Here is a 19,069-nt window from a genome sequence, read left to right on the forward strand (position 1 = left end):
CGTTCACCGTTAGCCGACCATCTACTTTTCGCACAGGGTCCAGACTGTCTGCAGCCCGCACAGATGAATGCTGCAGTTGATCACAGGATGTGGCAGCCTTTGGCCACCACGCCGGGTCACCGGATGTAACTTGTGCCGAGGGTTGTAGATGATCGAGCGTTGTTTTCGCCACGGCTTGCTCCTGTTGTCGTGCCTGCTGCTGCCGTTGGCTGCGGTAGCTCAAGAGCCTTGCCGGCGGTTGACCGCCACCGGCAACCCGGAGTACCCCCCGTACCTGTGGCGCGACCCGCAAAACCCCCAGCAACTGATCGGTGCCAACGCTGACCTGCTCAAGTACCTGGGCAAGCAGTTGGGGCTGGAGATCGAGGTGGTTTACGTCGGGCCGTGGTCGCGCGCCCAGGAAGAGGTGCGCACCGGCCGGATCGACTTGATGGCCGGGTACTTCATGACCCAGGCCCGGCAGCAACAGATGGACTTCATCACCCCGCCATTTCTGCACACGCCCAGCGTGGTCTGGGTTCGCCAGGACAATGCCTTTGCCTACCACCAATGGGCAGACCTGAAAGGTCGCAAAGGCGGGACCTTGGTCAACAACAGTCACGGTCAGCAGTTCGACGACTTTGCCAGGGCCAACCTCATCCTCGAAGCAGTACCCAGCGCCAGGCAGGCATTCGAAAAACTCATGCACAAACGCAGCGACTATGTCGTGTACGAGCAGTACCCCGGCATGGCGCTGGCGCGCACCTTGGGTATTGCCAGCACTGTGCAGGTGCTGGAACCGCCAATCTCCAGCGAAGGGCTGTACCTGGCGCTTTCGCATGATTCGCCCTGCAATCGGCCGCATTTGCGTGAAGCGCTGGCGCGGCAAATGGAAAAGATCGTGGCCGGGGCGTTGCCGCAGCAGTTGTTGCAGCAGAACCTGAAGCGGTGGCAGTAATCAGCGAGGAAGGTGCGCGGCCTCCCGTGCGTGCTTGGCCCGGGTCACGTTGACCGCGCCAGGCAGGGTGACGTCGTTCTTCGCCGCGAGGATTTCGGCCATGACGCTGACGGCGATCTCGGCCGGTGTCTTGCTGCCGATGTAGATGCCAATCGGGCCATGCAAGCGTTGCAGCGACGCCTCGCTTTCGCCGAAGTGCTCGATCAGGCGTTCACGGCGCAGTTGGCTGTTGCGCCGCGAGCCGATGGCGCCAATGTAGAACGCCGGGCTGTGCAAGGCTTCGAGCAGGGCCAGATCATCCAGTTTGGGGTCGTGGCTGACGGCGACGATGGCGCTGCGCAGGTCCGGCGCGAAGGCGCGGACTACGTCGTCGGGCATGCCGGCCAGCAGGTTGACGCCGGGCACGCTCCAGCCTGCTGTGTACTCAGGGCGTGGGTCGCACAGCGAAACGTTGAAACCATTGAACAGGGCCATGGTGGCCAAGTACTCGGCCAGTGCGCCACCACCGATCAGCAGTAAACGATAGCCCGGCCCAAGGGTGCTGAGCATGTGTTGGCCATCGAAGCTGAACAGGTCAGGCGTGCTGGTGGGGGTAAGGCTGATATCACCGTTGTGCAGGTTGAGCCCGCGGCGGACCAGGCTGCCCTTATCGAGGCAGGCCAGCAGTCGTTCGAGGTGCTGCAGCGGCGGTGCGAACTCCAGCACAAGCTCCAGTGTGCCGCCACAGGGCAGGCCGAAACGGTGTGCTTCATCGGCGCTGACGCCGTAACGCACCACTTGAGGCAGGCCGTTGGGCATGCCGGGGCCGCTGTAGGCGGTGGTGTAACGGTGAATGAGGTCATCCTCGATACAGCCACCGGAGACACTGCCGACCACCCGGCCGTCACTGCGCAAGGCCATCATCGAGCCCACCGGGCGCGGGGAGGAGCCCCAGGTGCGGGCGACCGTGGCCAGCAGGACGCGGTGCCCGGCGGTGAGCCAGTCTCGGGTGGTGCGCAGCACCAGCAGGTCGATGCTTTCCATGGAGGCTCCCGTTCAGCGCATATGCAAAATGATCGGGCTACTGCTGGCCGGGTCGGTATGCCCACGCAACGTGCCCACCGCCTGTGCATTCACGACACCGCCCTGGTTTCCCCAGGCCGTGCGCACGAAGCTCAGCACATCGGCAATCTCCTGGTCATTCAGTTGCTCTCGGAACGCCGGCATGCGGTAGGCATCAGGCAACCCCGCCGTCACCACCCGCTGCGAACCGTTCAGGGTAATGTTGATCGCCGAAGCGTCTTCTTTCGCCAGCGCCGAGGTTGCCCCCGCCAAAGGCGGCATCCATTGGTCCTGGCCCTTGCCCTCCAGCCCGTGGCACGAGGCGCAGCGAGTCACGTAGGTATGTGCGCCCGGGCTGTTGAGCTGTGTTGCTGCCGACTCGGCCACGTACTGCCACGGCGCCCCATCGCGCTGCGGGTCGCCGGGAAGCGATTTGAGGTAGTGGGCGATGGCCCTCAGGTCATCGTCGCTCATGAACTGCGTGGAGTTGTTGAACGCCTCGGTCATCGAGCCGAATACGACGGCATGGCGGTTGCGGCCGGTTTTGAGAAACTGCGCAATCTCGTCTTCGCTCCAGCGCCCCAGCCCTGTGTTGTGGTCGGCACGCAGGCTCGGTGCGTACCAGCCATCGAGCAGGGCGCCCGCCAGGAATGGTTTGCCGCTGTCATCCAGCGCCTTTTCGTTGAAGGCCAGGCCACGGGGCGTGTGGCAACTGCCACAGTGACCAGGGCCCTGAACGATATAGGCACCCCGGTTCCACAGCGCATCCTGCCCGGCCTTGTCGGCGTAAGGCGTGGTGGCGGCGAACAGGCCGTTCCACAGGGCAATGGGCCAGCGCAGGTTCAGTGGCCAGGGGATGTCGCTGGCCAGGTTGGCCTGCCGGGCCGGTTGCACGCCGTGCATGAAAAATGCGTACAGCGCCTTTACATCGTCGTCACTGAGCTTGGCGTAGGACGGGTAGGGCATGGCCGGGTACAGCCTCCGGCCGCCGGGCGCGACACCCTGACGCACGGCGCGGTCGAAGTCGGCGAGGCTGTAGCTGCCGATACCGTTGTCGCGATCAGGGGTAATGTTGGTGGCGTGAATAGCCCCCAGCGGGGTGGCCATTTCCAGCCCGCCTGCGAACGGTTTGCCGTCCGGCAGGCTGTGGCAAGCCACGCAGTCGCTGAGCCGGGCCACGTACTCGCCACGGCTGACCAGCGCCGGGTCGGCGGCAATGGCCTGTGCATCGACGAACGGCGAGGCAGGCTCGCGGGTGACATACCAGGCCATCAGGCCTGCCGCGACCAGGCACGGCAGTGTCAGCCAGCCAGCGGTTCTTGCGAAGCGATGGGTCATCGGGCGATCCTTGTGCGGTCAGCTGAAGGTATGGCGGCTCAACGGCAGGCTGCGCACGCGCTGGCCAGTCAGTTGCGCGACGGCGTTGGCCACCGCCGGGGCTACGGCCGGCAACGGAGGCTCGCCAATGCCGCCCATCTTCGCCCCGCTTTCGACAATGCGCACATGCACCCGGGCCATGCGTGAAGGCGGCAGGATCGGGTACAGGTCATAGTTGCGCGCTCGTGGTTTGCCGTCCACGTATACCGCCTCTTCCACCAGCGTCTGCGACAGGCCCAAGGCGACGGCGCCGTTCACCTGATGCTCGATGATCGCCGGGTTGACGATGCTGCCCGGGTCGATGGCTTGCCAGATGTCGTGCACCTTCACCTGGCCGTTCTCGATCGACACCTCGGCGATGACCGCTGCCTCCGAGCCGAATGGCGAGGCCATGGCCACGCCGCGTGCCCGCTTGCTGCCATCCTCGGCGGTGAACGGGCCGCGCTTCCAGCCACCGGACAGGTCGGCGACCGCGTTCAGCAGATTGGTCAGGCGCGGGTTGTCGCGCAGCAGGTGCAGGCGCAGTTCGAACGGGTCCTTACCGCCTTTGTCGGCCAGTTCGTCGAGGAACGACTCGTAGAAAAAGTCGTTCAGTGAGTTGCCCACCGAGCGCCAGTAGCCGAGCATGGCCGGGCCTTTTACGTAGATCTGCGCGATGCGCTTGTTGGCGATGGCGTAGGCCTTGCCCGACAGCCCTTCAAGCGCGGTCGGGTCGATCTTTTCACCTTGTTTGCCGGCCAGGGCCTCGGTCGGGCCTTCGGTGGCGCTTACCGCTTCGAGGGCCACTGGCATGCCGTCGGCATCCAGGCCGGCGCGGAACTTCACCCCGGCGACCGGGCGTAGCACATCACGCAGGAATTCCTCTTCGCGGCTCCAGATAAGCTTCACCGGCCGCCCGACCGCCTTGGCCAGTGCGATGGCCTGCGGGTAGGGGTTGGCCGAGTCGTACAGGAAGTGGCGGCCAAAGAAGCCGCCCAGCAATGGCGAATGCAGGTTGATCTGCGCAGCCTCCAGGCCTGTACGTTTGGCAATGTCGTCGCGGAACATGTCCGGTGCCTGGTTGGGCAGCCACACGTCCAGGGTGCCGTCCGCGTTGAAGCGGGCGAGGGCAGAGGGCGGTTCCAGCTGGGCATGGTTCAGGTACTGGTTGTGGTAGCTGGCCTCTACCTTGGTCTTGGCGTTGCTCAAGGCACCCGTGATATCACCCTCGTTCTCTTCATCACGTGCCGGGCCCTCGACCGTGGTCAGGTGCTCGCGCCAGCCATCGCTGGAGAAGTCTGCCGGCATCGCCCGCACCTTGGTGTCGGCGGTCGCCTCTTGCCAGTCCACCTGGATAGCCTCCACCGCGCGTTTGGCATGCCACCAGCGTTCGGCGACCACGGCGACAGCGCCCGGTAACTGATGCACGGAATGCACGCCCTTCATGGCCTTGACCTGCTCTTCGTTGCGCAGGCTGCCCACGGTCATGCCCAAGCGTGGCGCGTGCTGCACGGCGGCGTGGAGCATGCCGTCGACCTTGATGTCGATGCAGTACTGCGCCTTGCCGGTGGACTTGTCGTAGGCATCCAGGCGACGCACTGGCTTGCCGATCCAGCGAAACTGGCTGGGGTCGCGCAATTTGACGCTGTCCGGGGCGGGTACTGGCAGGTCCATGGCGCGGCCGGCAAGTTCGCCATAAGGTACTGAGCGCCCGCTCATGGTATGTACTACGTTACCCGGTGTGGTAGAGAGCTCCTCGACCGGCACGCCGAGCTGTTCGGCGCCCGCCTGCAGCAGCATGGCCCGGGCGAGGGCACCCAGGCGGCGCATGGTCGGGTAGCTCATGCGCACCGACATGCTGCCGCCAGTGATGCGCATACCGTTTTCCATGACGACATAGGCTTCGCCCGGTGGAGCGGCGTCGACCACGAAATGGGCAGGGTCGACATCCAGCTCTTCACCTACGATCTGCGCCATGGCGGTGAAGGGCCCTTGCCCGCCCTCCATGAAGGGGCTGAGCAGGCGCACCGTGCCATCCGGGCGAATTTCCAGAAACGCGGGCACTTGGGTGCCGCGTTGCGGGGCGGCTGCAATCGCCGCCTGCACGCGTGCTGGCCCCATTGGCAGGCCGAAGCCCAGCACCAGGGCACCGACGGCCGTGCCGGCAAGAAAGCGCCGACGCGACAGGTTGACGGTTTCGCCCATTTGCAGCTTGAGCAGTTCGGCCGGTGTATCGACGGGCGTGTTCATCAGGCCTGCTCCCCTTGGGCCAGTGCATTCACGGCAGTATGGATGGCGTTGTAAGTGCCGCAGCGGCACAGGTTGACCATGGCCGCGTCGATCTGCGCGTCACTGGGCTTAGGGGTGTGCTTGAGCAGCGCCGTGGCCGCCATCACCTGGCCGGACTGGCAGTAGCCGCACTGGGCCACCTGGTGCTCGACCCAGGCCGCGACCACCCGTTTGCCGACGGCATCGGCTTCGATTGCCTCGATGGTGGTCACCTCGCGCCCGACCACACCGGCCACCGGGGTGACACAGGCGCGCACCACGTTGCCGTCCACCAGCACCGAACAGGCGCCGCACTGGGCCAGGCCACAGCCATACTTGGTGCCGGTCAGCCCCAGGTCGTCGCGGATCACCCACAGCAGGGGCGTGTCGGCGTCCACCTCGACCTGGTAGGTCTTCTGGTTGATGCGTAGTTCCATGGTTCACCTGCCAATCATCGGTTGCTATCGCTGTGTTTTTTCTGGGCGGGGAATACGTTGTTCCCCAGAGAAGAAACGCTAGCACAGGGGGATGACCGCTGGTCTGGTGGCGGGGGCAGGTTCAGAGGATCAGGCAAGCAATCCGGTGGAATGCGCAAGCGACGAGGTAAACAGGACTTCCAGGCTGAAAACCCGGATAATGCCGGCCACTTTCGTTTTGCACGCTTAAATCACGGTAAACCCGCATGGAAATCAAGGTCAATTTTCTCGACAATCTCCGTCTCGAAGCCAAGTTCGACGACTTCACGGTGATCGCCGACCAACCGATCCGCTACAAGGGTGATGGTTCGGCCCCAGGCCCGTTCGATTACTTCCTGGCGTCTTCGGCCTTGTGCGCGGCTTACTTCGTCAAGCTGTACTGCCAGACCCGCGACATCCCCACCGAGAACATTCGCCTGTCGCAAAACAACATCGTCGACCCGGAAAACCGCTACAACCAGATCTTCAAGATCCAGGTCGAGCTGCCCGAAGACATTTCCGAGAAGGACCGCCAGGGCATCCTGCGCTCGATCGACCGCTGCACCGTCAAGAAGGTGGTACAGACCGGCCCCGAGTTCGTGATCGAAGTGGTCGACAACCTCGACGCCGATGCCCAGGGCCTGCTGATGCCGGTGTCGGACAGTACCACCTACATCCCTGGCAAGGACCTGCCGCTGGAGCAGACCATCGCCAACATGTCGGGCATCCTGGCCGGGTTGGGGATGAAGATCGAGATCGCTTCGTGGCGCAATATCGTGCCCAACGTGTGGTCGTTGCATGTGCGTGATGCGCAGTCGCCGATGTGCTTCACCAATGGCAAGGGTGCCACCAAGGAAGCCGCGCTGGCATCGGCGCTGGGTGAATTCATCGAGCGCCTGAACTGCAACTTCTTCTATAACGACCAGTTCTGGGGCGAGGACCTGGCCAACGCGCCGTTCGTGCATTACCCGAACGAGCAGTGGTTCAAGCCTGGCCCACGCGATGCGCTGCCCGCCGAGATCCTCGACGAGCACTGCCTGGCAATCTACAACCCCGACGGTGAGCTACGCGGTTCGCATTTGTACGACACCAACTCGGGCAACACGGCGCGCGGCATCTGCTCGCTGCCGTTCGTGCGCCAATCGGACAAGCAGGTGGTGTACTTCCCGTCCAACCTGATCGAAAACCTGTTCCTCAGCAACGGCATGAGCGCTGGCAACACCCTCGCTGAAGCGCAGGTGCAGTGCCTGTCGGAAATCTTCGAGCGCGCGGTCAAGCGCGAAATCCTCGAAGGCGAGCTGTGCCTGCCGGATGTGCCGCAGGACGTACTGGCCAAGTACCCGGCCATTGTTGCCGGCATTCAGGGCCTGGAAGAACAGGGCTTCCCGGTGCTGGTCAAGGATGCTTCGCTGGGTGGCGAATTCCCGGTCATGTGCGTCACCCTGATGAACCCGCGCACCGGCGGCGTGTTCGCCTCGTTCGGCGCCCACCCAAGCCTGGAAGTGGCACTGGAGCGCAGCCTTACCGAACTGCTGCAGGGCCGCAGCTTCGAAGGGCTGAACGACCTGCCGCAGCCGACCTTCGAAAGCCATGCCCTGACCGAGCCGAACAACTTCGTCGAGCACTTCATCGACTCCAGCGGTGTGGTGTCGTGGCGCTTCTTCAGTGCCAAGGCGGACTTCGAGTTCGTCGAGTGGGACTTCTCCGGCCACGGCGAGGATTCCAATATTCAAGAGGCCGCAACCCTGTTCGGCATCCTCGAAGACTTGGGCAAGGAAGTGTACATGGCGGTGTACGACAACCTGGGCGCCACCGCCTGCCGCATCCTGGTGCCGGGCTACTCGGAAATCTACCCCGTCGAGGACCTGATCTGGGACAACACCAACCGCGCCTTGTCGTTCCGCGCCGACATCCTCAACCTGCACAGCCTTGAAAGCCGCGCCCTGAAGCTGCTGCTCAAGCGCCTGGATAACTGCGATGTGGATGACTACACCACCATCACCACACTGATTGGCGTGGAGTTCGACGAAAACACGGTGTGGGGCCAGCTGACCATTCTGGAACTGAAGCTGCTGATCTGCCTGGCAGTGCAGCGCTTCGAGGAGGCCAAGGGACTGGTCGAGGCGTTCCTGCAGTTCAACGACAACACTGTTGAGCGCGGGCTGTTCTACCAGGCCCTGAACGTGGTGCTGGAAGTGCAACTGGATGACGAGCTGGAGATGGACGACTACGAAGCCAACTTCCGCCGCATGTTCGGCAACGCACGCATGGATGCTGTGCTGGGCTCGTTGGATGGTAGCGTGCGCTTCCATGGCCTGACCCCGACCAGCATGAAGCTCGAAGGCCTTGATCGCCACCTGCGCTTGATCGAAAGCTACAAGAAACTGCACGCAGCCCGGGCCAAGTTCGCCTGAGTGCACAATCGGTTGCAGGGCTCGCAGCCCTGCCCGATATCCTGACGCCTGCGCGTTTACTGTGGGAGCGGGCTTGTCGAACCGCCGCGAACACCGGCGCAGCCGGTGCCATATATCGCTTTGATCACGGTCCTATCCCCAATTCGCCTTTCCGCTTGGCCTGAGAGGCGCGTAACATTTTGCTCCCCAAATCCATGGCGCGTTAACCGCCAGAAGGACCTCGGCCGCGCACAGCAAAAAGGCGCAGACCATGACCACCCCTTTGGATACCAATGCCCTCAAAGCCCGTCAGCAAGCCGCCTGGGCCAGCGGTGACTACGCGGTAATCGGCACCACCCTGCAACTGGTTGGCGAGCGCCTGGCAGAAGCCTGTGACCTGCGCTGGGATGAGCAGGTGCTGGATGTTGCGGCCGGTAATGGCAACGCCACACTGGCGGCTGCCCGACGCGGTTGCCGCGTCACCTCCACCGACTATGTCCCCGAACTGCTAAAGCGTGGCGAAGAGCGGGCACGGGCCGAACACCTGAATGTGCTGTTTCAGGCTGCCGATGCTGAAGCGTTGCCGTTTGCCGATGGCACCTTCGATGCGGTGCTTTCCACGTTCGGTGTGATGTTTGCCCCTGATCAGGCCCAGGCCGCACGTGAGCTGGGGCGGGTATGCCGGCCCGGTGGTCGTATAGGCTTGGCCAACTGGACCCCGCAAGGTTTTGTCGGGCAGATGTTCAAGACCCTCGGGCGGCATGTGCCGCCCCCCGCCGGGGCCTTGCCGCCCTCGCGGTGGGGTGACGAGGAACAGTTGCGCGTGATGTTCGAAGGGGTGCTGGGTGAGCTGAATGTCAGTCGCCAGCACTTCAACTTCCGCTACCGCTCGGCGGCGCATTTCATCGAGGTTTTTCGTACCTGGTACGGGCCGGTGCACAAGGCGTTTGCTTCGCTGGATGCGGAGAAGGCCAGTGCTTTGGAGCGAGACCTTGCTCAGTTGCTGGATGACTGCAATGTGGGAGGGCCTGCATCGTTGGTGGTGCCCAGCGAATACCTTGAGGTGGTGATCATTCGCGGGCGGTAGCCAACACACCTTCAAAAGCCTCGGCGGGTGGGGGTGCCGCGCGGACATTGAAGAGCTTGCAGATGAGGTACCAACAGATGGCGACGGTAAGGTTTCGGGGCCATGGGCCATGAAGTGGCGCAGATGCCATTTCGTGTCAACGTCAGTTATACCAAGTGACAAGGCCTGCTCTGCAGATAGTAACTTTGGTCCGTAATGCTCGTTGTGCCAAGCGTAGACTTCAGTTTGTAGCGAGGCGAAAGCAGGGAGTTTCTTCTCATAGTCCAAGGTGATGTCGGGGCTCGCCCTGGCTGAAGCTGCTGACCAGGCCGTGTACGTACCGTACGGGGCGTTCACCCTGCCAGATGGTGAACAGCACGGGTTTGTCGAGCAGGTGGCCGAAGTCGATGCCGTGTTCGAAGCTGATCAGCTCCAGGGTCAATGTAAACGGTTGGCTGAGCGCTTCTTCGAGCTTGAATGACACCACTTCGAACTCAGCGTTGCAAACGAGTGGCTGGAAGCTTTATCGCAAGTCAGATTGGCTGGGCATAAGCAGTCCTTGTCGGCCGTCTGAGGTTTCAGAAGTCCGGGCAGGCTGGCCTGCCCGGTTGCCGTACTGTCAGATCACACGGCTGTCTCTTTGGGCTTGCGCCAGTCATCCGCGCCTGCGGTGCTTGCAGTGAGGTGCTCCCACTCGATGCCGCGGTAAGCCATCGAAACTTTGAAGAACTGGGTGAAGTCGCTGTTGCCCTTGTCCTGCACGTGTGGCATTTCAAGGTCGATGTCGATGATTACCGCGTCGATCAGTTTGGTCGTGAAGAACCGTTCCTGTGTGCCTTCGACCGAGGTCCGGTACCAACTGAGCTCGACGTTGGGCAGCATTTCACCGCTGGACAGCGCGCTGTACAGCAGCGGAACTGCCTTGTTCAGGGCGCAGGTGATAATCAGCGGCCCATGTACCCGCTGGCCTGCTGGCTGACCACTTTGAGGGTCCGTGGGCACGGTGATGCGGTGTTTGACTTCCTGCACCAGAATCTGGTCTTCGTGGCCTTCTACGAAAATGTTGCCGACGGAGTCGGCAGTGAATGCACCTGCGGTGATGTTGCCTTGTGTCTTGCCTTCGATCTTGATGTAAGCGGGTGTTGGCATGGCAGTTTCTCCTGCGTCCATGTGGATTAGCACGCACACCACAGGTGGCGTGGCCATCGAAAACGATGGGCTTTTCAATGAGGCAGATGCCTCGCTAATGGGGTGAATTCGGTGGGTGCATGTAGCCTTCGCCTACTGCTGCAGGATGGCGTTGAGCGACTCCAGTACTTCGGTGGTAATCAGGTGCAGCCGGTAGCTGTAGATGCCGTAGGCCACCGCCATGGCGATGGCGGAAATCACCAAAGGGCTCCACCAGGGCCATTGCCGGTTCATGCGGAAGTTCCGTGGGGCCACATTGGTGTAGGGGTCGCAGACTTCTTCAGGGGTGGGGCCACGCAGTTCGCGGATGATCCCGTGCAGTTGGTGAATCAGTGCAGTGATGGTTTCTTCACCTTTCGGCGCCAGCGCATACTTGCCCCTCAGCCCAAGGCAAAGGGCGAAGTACATGAACTCCAGCACGTCCTGATAACGCTTGGGCTCCTGCATCAGGCGCGAGATCACGGTGAAGATCTTTTCTCCGCCCCAGGTCTCGTCGTGGAAGATGCTCAGCAAGGGTTCCTGGCTCCAGCAGCTGCTTTTGCCCCAGGGCCGCTCCATGACGGCTTCGTCGATGAACAGGCACAGGCCGTAGGTATACGCCAGCAGCTGAGCAGGCTCGTATCCGTGCTGGCGCATTTCTTCCTGAATGTTGTCGATCTGGTTGCGCACTTGCTGGTGCACATCTTTGATATTTGGCAATTCGTCCAGCGTACGCAGGCGTATGACCAAGCCAAACAGCGGTGATGCGGCATCCAGCATCAGGTTGGCGAACCCGCCCCGCAGCTGAAACTGCGGGTCGGCGGGATAGCCTTCGTAAACAGGCTCAGGCTTTTGCGCAGAGGCTTGTGCGTTGGCCGGCGCGGCCTGGTCGTCGGGTGCTGACGGTTTAAGGGTTGTAGTCAGCTGACTGACTTCAGCGTTTGTTGCATCGGTGCGGGTAGTCGTGTCATCTGCCATATCACTGACTCCTGATCGCCCAGAACTGCAGTTCGAGGCCCTGGAATTCGCCCGCAATGTGGAGACCAAAGCCATTGGCCTCGGCCATGCACGCCCAGGCCGGGTCGCGCCTGTTCACTTCGAAGTAACTGAAGCCCGCGTGAAAAGGCAGGTCGCGCGGCGCCACCGGCAAAGGCAACAAGGGGATGCCCGGCAGTTGCAGCGGCACCAGGTCGTACAGCGACTCCAGTGAGGTGATCTTGGCTTTCTGGATGAACATCTGGCGCAACACCTGCGGTGGCAGGTCGGCGCGCACGGCAAGGATGAAGTCGGCTTCGTCGATCAGACGGCGGTCTTCCAGCCTGGTCGTCATCACACCGAACGCTTCGTTCACCAGCGGCAGTGAAACGGCGCGCGGCTGCAGGACGGTGCTCAGGGCGCGGCGCAAGGTGTCTTCCAGCGGCTTGAACGAAGTACGCAGCGCCGTGTGGTGGTACGCGGGGTAATCTTGCGGGAGCCTGTTTTCGTCGGTGAACGTGACAAACTCGCCACAGGCCTGGCTCATGCACAGGTAAAGCTGCTCGGGATGCGTTTGCGCTTGCCGGGCCAGGTGCTGAAAGCACGGCCACCAGCGGTTCATGGCCTGCAGCAGGTTGAAGTCGCGAATGTCGGCGATACCGGACTGGCCCGAGGCGCCAATACGCTTGGCAAGGCCTCGCGCTCGCTCGCGCAGGGTGTTGGTCATTTCGTCTAGGAACCGCTGCAGTGCCGGCACCGCTCGCACCGACACGCTGGTGGGGTAGAAGGTTTCGTCCAGTTGCAGGCTGCCGTCGGGGCGCCGCTCCAGGATGCGTGCCATGGCCAGGCGTGCGTAGGCACTGCTGTCATCAGCCTTGCGTTTTAGCTGCAGGTTGGGCATGGCAAGGTCTACCTGTACCAGGTCACCGTCCGCAGAATGGGTGTCCTTGATCTCCTGTGGCTGGGCGGTGTAGCGGAAGTTGGCGGCATTGTCGGGCCAGCTCACTTCGCAGCCGCCCTCGGTGCGCAGCGGCAGGCACAGATACACCTCGCTGTCCTTGCACGCGTCGTCGTCGATTTCCAGCGGTGGCGGCGGCGGCAGGTCGGCGGGGATGTCGAACACCGTGCCGTCCGGCATGACGCCCCGCGCCCGGGTGATGGCGATCTTGCCCAGGCTCAGGTACTCGTCGTTCAGCTGTAGCTCGCTAAAGCCGTAGTAGGCTGCGTTCAGGCTGGCAAGGCGCTGGTGGAGAGCTGCTTCACCCGCCCGGGCTGCTTGCTGGAAATGCTGTGGTTTTACGAACAGGCCTTCGGGCCAAAGAACGGGATTGCGTGAACTCATGGGCACTCCGTGTCAACGTGAGTAAGCGGGAAGGGCAAAGGGGAGTAGACGTGTCATCAATCTTCTTCCTTGAGCACGATGTGCGTGTCGTTGACCAACACCGACAGCATGATCTGGCGGCCACGCGGCGGAATGCGCAGCACTTGCCGCCAGCTGGCGTCCTCAAGGCCTCGGTAGTCGGCAATCACCGCCACGAAACGGGTTTCGGCATGGATGGGTTCGAACGGGATGTACTTGAACTGGCCAGGGCGCAGCAGGTAATCGTCATCACGGATGTAGGTACTGCGCAGGGCTTTGGCCGGGTCCTGGTCCAGCAACTGGTACACGGTGTTACGCAGTAGCGAGTCGTCGCGCAGCTGCAGGATCTTGATGGCAATCGGCGTGGCGACGGGTTCCGAGGCCACGGTTGTGGTGTGCGGCAAGGTCAACGTTACGGTCGGGTCGTCGTAGCTGCCAGGGGTGCTCTCTTCCAGAGGAGAGCGAGCCGGTTCATCGTTGCCTTCCTCGTCCACCTCGACGGGGGACATGGCTGGAAACTGCTCGTGCAGGTACTCCAGTAGGGTCACGATCTTTTCCGTCAGTGCATAAGGGTCGCCCGCACTCAGGGTGACGGCGTAGGGGCTGGGCTCCAGGGTGCTGTGCTGTTCTTCGGCCGCTACCTCAAGGCTGTTCGGATTACCATTGAGGGTAGGGCTCGCGTTGATGCTGAACGCAACTTGGGTCGGGTGATCCTTCGGCGGCCCGATGGGCAACGTGTGGTCCATGGCAACTTGGCCCATCCTGCTTAACGAGGTGCAGCCGGCACCCCCGAACATTGCAACCAGCAGGGCCGCGACCAGCAACGGTTGGCGGGTCATGGGCGGTCTCCGGCAATCAGCCGCAGCAGCGGGCTCGACGGGGAAGCCTCTGACTCAGCGGCTGCATCCAGCGCTGCCAAGGGATCGTTGCCCATGGTGGGCTCGAAGGCCGAGCAGATCTCGGCAGCCGGTTGCGTAGCAGAGGGTTCGATCGGCCAAGAGGCTGCTGTTTCTTCGGCGATCAGGCGGTCGAGTACCCTCTGATCCGGATAGAACATGTCCTCCAGCGAACGCGTGGCGGCGGGGTCCTGGGCGTACTGAACCTGTAGCCGATAAGCACCCACCCGAAGCTGGTCGCCTTCAAGCAGGCGTCTGGGTGGGTATGCACCCAGGCTGGTGGCGCTGCCATTCAGATAGGTGCGCTGGCAGTGATCGATCACACAGAAGCTGCCTTCTATCCAGCGGATCTCGCAGTGGATGGGCGCAACGCTCTGATTAGGATCGTCGAGCTGCCAGCTTGTCTGTCCGCTGCCAATGGTTCCGCCCTTGCAATCGAATCGGTGCCTGGCGATAACGCCATGTCGCAGTTGGTCCAGGTTGGTGATGCTCACGGTCAATGTGTTCATGAGCGCCCCCTGAACCGTACAACGGGACTGATCTGGCCATGCCGGTCGTCGATGAAGCTGGTCCAGCCCAGGTAGGCGCCCTGGCTGCGGTGCAAGCAGAAGGGTGACAGCGCGTTCTGCTTCAGGCGCAGCTCCAGGTCGTAGGCAAGGCCGTCACGCAGCAGAACGTCGATCAATGCACGCAAACGGCCGAAGTTGATGCCGCTGGGTAGCAGGTCCCGCAGTTGCGCCTGGTCGAGTTCGCTGATCACGATGGTGAACTTGCTGCTGCGTGTGCGTGTACGGCTGCCGATCATGAACGTGCTGCCCAGCTGGCCGTTGGCGCGCCCCAGGCTTACGCGTTGCCCGGCCGCAGTGGGTACCGAGCGGGTTTCGAATTCGCGGATCTGCACATGCTTGAGGTCGAAGCAGTGCGCAATGATGCCGGCCACGGTGCCTGGCGCACGGCTGCGGCTGGCGATGACCCCGGCAAAACTGAGCAGGCGGCTCCAGGGCAGTGCCGTATCCCCTCGCAGTTGCTTGTCGTTCAGCCCCAGCAGGGCAAAAACGTACTGCGAGAACCCGTCACGGGCACCCGGCTGGAAGCGGATGTAGTACCGGTATTTGCGCCAGCTGCGGTGCAACAGGCTGAGCAGGTAGTGGTTGAAAAAGTCGAAGAATGCCGGCCGTACACCGATGCCTTGCGCATGTTCATAGGCCACCTGCTCCAGGTAATAGGTGGGCAATGGTGAATCGGTACCGTGTAACCCGAGGAACGTGGCAACGACCCGGTAGCGCGCCTCTTCGTCGGGCATGCGTTGGGCTTTGTAAACGTCCGATACGGGGAAGGTCAGCCGTGGGTCACAGGCCAGGCGCACGCGCAAGCGGGTAGCCTCGTCAGGCCAACGGGGTTCCAGATCGTCGCCATGCAACCCATGCAGCCGCTCCAGCAACTGGAAGAAGTTGTACTGGTGCGCCTCGGCGAGCAGTCTGTCGGCTAGATCAGCGGTTGTTTGCCGGTCTGTATTGGCCATGTGTAGTGCTCGTTGTTGGTGATGTTGATCACTTCCAGCTGATGGAAGGAATTGATGCTGGCGTACAAGGCAAAGAAGTGGGCAAGCACGCAACTGAACAGGTACAGGTCGCCTTCGCAGAGGAAGGCGGCCTGGTCCAGCTTCAGCCGGGTGTGCAAGCCGCGAATGGGTTGCCCCTTGATAAGCCAGTCCATGGGCTTTGTATGGATGTCGCGCATGCCGTCCAGGCGCTTCTGGGTGGTCCGCGCCTGCTGGATGTCGTGCAGGGCGACGAAGTCGTAGGCGCGGATCACCGCTTTGAGCGGCTCGACCGAGAGCAGGGACAGGTAGTTGAGCGACATGTTGGAAATCAATGCCCATTGCAACTGGCCGTCCAGCACCGGGCGACAAGGGCGGGTGGGCTTGCAGATGTTGGTGTAGGTGGCCAGTGGCGGCGTAAATTCGGTACGCGCGTTGATGTCACCAATGCCCAACGCCAGCGGCAGGTCTCGGTTGGTGCACGTCAGGTCGATGGACGCAGTTTCCAGCTCGCCGATATAGCTGTTGGCATCGGCACGAACGAAGGCGATGCGGTGCGTGACGCCATCGCCGCGCAGGCACGCCTCCACCTGGTAGCGGTAGTACAGCGCAGTGCGTCCTTGAACGTGCTCGATCTCATGGGCGAACGACTCGAAGGGACGGAACGTTCGCAGGTGCTCACCGACACTCCCGTCGGCCGTCGTTCGCGTGCTGATGACCTGGTCGACACTGAAAATTTCGTAACCGTGCGGCTCGGCTCCCTTGGGTTTCAGTGGGGCCAAGGCGTCCTCGCTGGACAGGTCGATGGGCTCGGCACTGTGCTGAAACAAGTTGACTGCAGGTGCGCAGAACAAACTGAAATCTGCGTTGCTGACACGCAGTGTGTCGGGTAACTGGCGCGTGAAGTGAAACTCGAGGCTTACCGCCAGGCTGTCATGCGCTGGCCAGGCTTTATCCAGCCCGGTAACGCTGAAAAAGTGGAAGCGCTGGGGGAAGACAAAGTACTCCTGCAGGATCCTGTAGCCATCAAAGACGTTCTGCGGGTAGGGCAGCAAGGCGTCGTCGGGGCTAAAGCCCGGGAAGGAGATGCTGCCGGCCGGCAGCCGACGAACTTCACCCTTGACGATCACGTTGATGTGCTTGAGGTATTGGGAAACCCACAGGTACAACGTGCGGGCGGTGCGAATATCACCGCTGAGGTAGAAGTCGAGACTGGAGCAGCCCAGGCTGTTCAGTGGCCGGTCGACCAGTGCCTGCAGTCCGATGCGGATCACCGCGTTATCGAGTGTCTGGGTTGCACTCACCGTGTCGATCTTGAACGGATGAATGTTCACCGCAGTGCACGTGCGGAACTCGCAGGCTACGCCGTCCACGGGTTCCGAGCACAACCTCGACCCCTTCGGAATGTGCTGTGACTGACTGAGGGACTGCTTGACCGGGGTGAACTGGATGATCGTCGCGCTGGGCAAGGGCCGCAGGTAATTGGGCCACAGCAACTGCAGCATGGGGTGAGTCAGCTCCGGCAGGTCGTCTTCCAGTTTGAGCCGCAGTTTGGCGGTCAGGAATGCAAAGGCTTCCATCAGGCGTTCGACATCGGGGTCACTGGCACCTGTGCCAAGCAGCCTTGCAAGTTGTGGGTTGTCCTTGGCGAAGTCGTTCCCCAGTTCGTGCAGGTAACGCAGCTCTTCGCTGAAGCGGTCTTTCAGTGACATCGGTCACCTCACTCGGGTGTAGCGGTTGTGCCCGTTGACCAGCAGCTCGAGTTGCAGCTGCTCTGCGTGGTTGTTGACCTGCACCTGGCAATCGAGCCTGAAATGCAGCTCCAGCGGGGCATGGCTATCGGGCACTACCTTGAGCGTGCGTATCTGGATACGTGGTTCGAAGCGCTGGAGGGTGCGGCGAATATCCGCGCTCACGTGTACGAGCAAGTCGCCGCGGTTCACGTCATGCCAGTTGAAGTCACGCAAGCCCAGCTCAGGACTGCTCTGAGAGCACCCCTGGCGGGCGTTGAGCAGCGTTTCGAGGTGGCGTTTGATGGTGGCGAACGTGTGCGCAGCGCTTTCCTGTCGAGTGGCCTGCGGACGGGTACTCTGATCCACCGTCAAGCGTTCAAAAAAACCACTCATTGCGTATCGAGCCGCCCGACCAGAGAGATCTCGAAGTTCGCGCCCATGTACTTGAAGTGCGGACGCACGGCGATCGAAACCTGATACCAGCCTGGGTCACCGGCAACATCCGAGACTTCAATACGGGCGGCACGTAGCGGCCGGCGGCTGCGAACGTCGGCAGAGGGGGTTTCCTGGTCGGCGACATACTGCTTGATCCACTTGTTCAGCTCGGACTCAAGGTCTCGGCGTTCCTTCCAGCTGCCGATCTGTTCGCGCTGCAGCACTTTGATGTAGTGTGCCAGGCGGTTGACGATGAACAGATAGGGCAGCTGGGTCCCCAGCTTGTAGTTGGTCTGTGCCTGCAGCCCCTCGGGGGTTTTCGGGAAGTTCTTGGGTTTTTGCACCGAGTTGGCTGAGAAGAACGCTGCATTGTCGCTGTCTTTGCGCATGGTCAGGGCGATGAAGCCCTCTTCGGCGAGCTCGAACTCCTTGCGATCGGAAATCAGCACTTCGGTAGGAATCTTGGCCTGCAATTGCCCCAGTGACTCGTACAGGTGGACTGGCAAGTCTTCGACCGCACCACCCGATTGCGGGCCGATGATGTTCGGGCACCAGCGGTAGCGGGCGAAGCTGTCGTTGATGCAACTGGCCAGCAGGAAGGCGGAATTGCCCCACAGGTAGTGGTCATGCCGCCCGGCGATGTCTTCGTTGTAGTTGAAGCTCTCGATTGGCTTTTCTTGCGGATGGTAGGCGGAGCGCAGCATGAAGCGTGGTCCGGTCAGCGCGACATGACGTGCGTCTTCGCTTTCGCGAAAAGCGCGCCACTTGGCATGACGTGGGCCGGCGAAGAGGTCTTTTATTTCCTTGAGGTTGGGCAACTCTTCAAAGCTGCTCAAGTTGAAGAACTCGGGGGAAGGTGCGGCCAGGAAGGGCGCGTGGGACATGGCACCTACGGAGGCCATGTAACTCAACAGTTTGATGTCCGCGGAGGCAGGGCCAAAGTTGTAGTTGCCTACCATGGCCGCAACCGGCTCTCCCCCGAACTGGCCGTACCCGGCGGTGTAAACATGTTTGTAGAGGCCGCTGCAGGTAATGTCTGCGGCATTTTCGAAGTCGTCGAGCAAGTCCTCTTTGCTGATGTGCAAAATTTCGAGCTTGATGTTCTCCCTGAAGTTCGTGCGGTCGACCAGAAGTTTCAGGCTCCGCCATGAGGATTCAAGCCGCTGAAACTCGGGTTGATGCAAAATGGCATCCATCTGTTTGCCGAGAACCCGGTCAACCTCAGCAATCATCTGGTCGACCCGGTGCTTGTTGATCAATTGATCCGGGTCATTGCTCTTGAGGATTTCGGCGATGAAGGCAGATACGCCCTGCCTGGCAACCTGATAGCCCTCCTGAGTAGGTACCAGTTTGGTTTCTGCCATGATCTGGTCGAGCAAGGTGCCATTGCCCAATGTATCGATGGTTGCGTCTGTGGTGAGGGTGGTGGTGTTTGGATTAGGCATGG

The 19,069-nt window shown here is 61.8% G+C and carries 16 protein-coding genes and 1 pseudogene; 3 read left to right on the plus strand and 14 right to left on the minus strand.

The window, feature by feature from the left end; translation table 11 throughout:
- Positions 1-148: 148 nt before the first annotated feature.
- A complete protein-coding gene (locus D906_RS10150; protein ID WP_019096409.1) occupies positions 149-937 on the plus strand; it encodes an ABC transporter substrate-binding protein in 789 nt (262 codons plus the stop codon).
- Here D906_RS10150 and D906_RS10155 read toward each other — a convergent pair whose 3' ends face one another.
- Genes D906_RS10155 through D906_RS10170 form a run of 4 tightly spaced genes read right to left on the minus strand, consistent with a single transcriptional unit; the run spans position 938 to position 6,039 of the window.
- Positions 938-1,960, minus strand: coding sequence for an XdhC family protein (locus tag D906_RS10155; protein ID WP_027609055.1), 1,023 nt, complete (start codon positions 1,958-1,960; stop codon positions 938-940).
- A gap of 12 nt (positions 1,961-1,972) precedes the next feature.
- Positions 1,973-3,316 (minus strand): cytochrome c, encoded by a 1,344-nt coding sequence (locus D906_RS10160; RefSeq protein WP_027615140.1) that lies wholly within the window; start codon positions 3,314-3,316, stop codon positions 1,973-1,975.
- Between the two features lie 18 nt (positions 3,317-3,334).
- The gene (locus D906_RS10165; protein WP_027615141.1) at positions 3,335-5,584 is read right to left on the minus strand and encodes a xanthine dehydrogenase family protein molybdopterin-binding subunit; all 2,250 of its coding nucleotides are present in this window, start codon (positions 5,582-5,584) and stop codon (positions 3,335-3,337) included.
- Positions 5,584-6,039: a (2Fe-2S)-binding protein gene (locus tag D906_RS10170; protein WP_016715736.1), complete on the minus strand. Its 456-nt coding sequence runs from the start codon at positions 6,037-6,039 to the stop codon at positions 5,584-5,586. The genes D906_RS10165 and D906_RS10170 overlap by 1 nt, the downstream gene beginning before the upstream one ends.
- A 245-nt stretch (positions 6,040-6,284) precedes the next feature.
- Here D906_RS10170 and D906_RS10175 point away from each other — a divergent pair, with 245 nt between their 5' ends.
- Together D906_RS10175 and D906_RS10180 are read left to right on the plus strand one after the other, a co-directional pair.
- Positions 6,285-8,471, plus strand: coding sequence for an OsmC domain/YcaO domain-containing protein (locus D906_RS10175; RefSeq protein WP_097156167.1), 2,187 nt, complete (start codon positions 6,285-6,287; stop codon positions 8,469-8,471).
- Positions 8,472-8,721: 250 nt separating this feature from the next.
- Positions 8,722-9,537, plus strand: coding sequence for a class I SAM-dependent methyltransferase (locus D906_RS10180; RefSeq protein ID WP_019098310.1), 816 nt, complete (start codon positions 8,722-8,724; stop codon positions 9,535-9,537).
- Between the two features lie 268 nt (positions 9,538-9,805).
- Here D906_RS10180 and D906_RS10185 read toward each other — a convergent pair.
- From D906_RS10185 to tssC, 10 genes and pseudogenes are all read right to left on the minus strand, one after another.
- Positions 9,806-10,066: pseudogene (locus tag D906_RS10185) on the minus strand (contractile injection system protein, VgrG/Pvc8 family); the annotation flags it as partial.
- 74 nt (positions 10,067-10,140) lie between these two features.
- Positions 10,141-10,665, minus strand: coding sequence for an Hcp family type VI secretion system effector (locus tag D906_RS10190; protein ID WP_019098308.1), 525 nt, complete (start codon positions 10,663-10,665; stop codon positions 10,141-10,143).
- A gap of 132 nt (positions 10,666-10,797) precedes the next feature.
- On the minus strand, positions 10,798-11,661 hold the full coding sequence (gene icmH, locus D906_RS10195; protein WP_027615143.1) for a type IVB secretion system protein IcmH/DotU: 864 nt from the start codon (positions 11,659-11,661) through the stop codon (positions 10,798-10,800).
- A 1-nt stretch (position 11,662) separates the two neighbouring features.
- Entirely contained in the window at positions 11,663-13,000 is a 1,338-nt protein-coding gene (tssK, locus tag D906_RS10200) for a type VI secretion system baseplate subunit TssK (protein WP_027615144.1), read from the minus strand.
- A 56-nt stretch (positions 13,001-13,056) separates the two neighbouring features.
- Positions 13,057-13,857 (minus strand): type VI secretion system lipoprotein TssJ, encoded by an 801-nt coding sequence (gene tssJ, locus D906_RS10205; protein WP_027609049.1) that lies wholly within the window; start codon positions 13,855-13,857, stop codon positions 13,057-13,059.
- Entirely contained in the window at positions 13,854-14,423 is a 570-nt protein-coding gene (locus D906_RS10210) for an FHA domain-containing protein (protein ID WP_019097027.1), read from the minus strand. Before D906_RS10210 ends, tssJ begins: the two co-directional genes overlap by 4 nt.
- Positions 14,420-15,436, minus strand: coding sequence for a type VI secretion system baseplate subunit TssG (gene tssG, locus D906_RS10215; protein ID WP_019097028.1), 1,017 nt, complete (start codon positions 15,434-15,436; stop codon positions 14,420-14,422). Before tssG ends, D906_RS10210 begins: the two co-directional genes overlap by 4 nt.
- The gene (tssF, locus tag D906_RS10220) at positions 15,400-17,166 is read right to left on the minus strand and encodes a type VI secretion system baseplate subunit TssF (RefSeq protein ID WP_025753236.1); all 1,767 of its coding nucleotides are present in this window, start codon (positions 17,164-17,166) and stop codon (positions 15,400-15,402) included. Before tssF ends, tssG begins: the two co-directional genes overlap by 37 nt.
- A 3-nt stretch (positions 17,167-17,169) precedes the next feature.
- Positions 17,170-17,580: a type VI secretion system baseplate subunit TssE gene (tssE, locus tag D906_RS10225; RefSeq protein WP_019097030.1), complete on the minus strand. Its 411-nt coding sequence runs from the start codon at positions 17,578-17,580 to the stop codon at positions 17,170-17,172.
- The gene (gene tssC / locus D906_RS10230) at positions 17,577-19,067 is read right to left on the minus strand and encodes a type VI secretion system contractile sheath large subunit (protein ID WP_027615145.1); all 1,491 of its coding nucleotides are present in this window, start codon (positions 19,065-19,067) and stop codon (positions 17,577-17,579) included. Before tssC ends, tssE begins: the two co-directional genes overlap by 4 nt.
- Positions 19,068-19,069: the final 2 nt, after the last annotated feature.

The sequence above is a fragment of the Pseudomonas sp. LAIL14HWK12:I1 genome (genome assembly GCF_003202095.1).
Lineage (GTDB): Bacteria > Pseudomonadota > Gammaproteobacteria > Pseudomonadales > Pseudomonadaceae > Aquipseudomonas > Aquipseudomonas monteilii.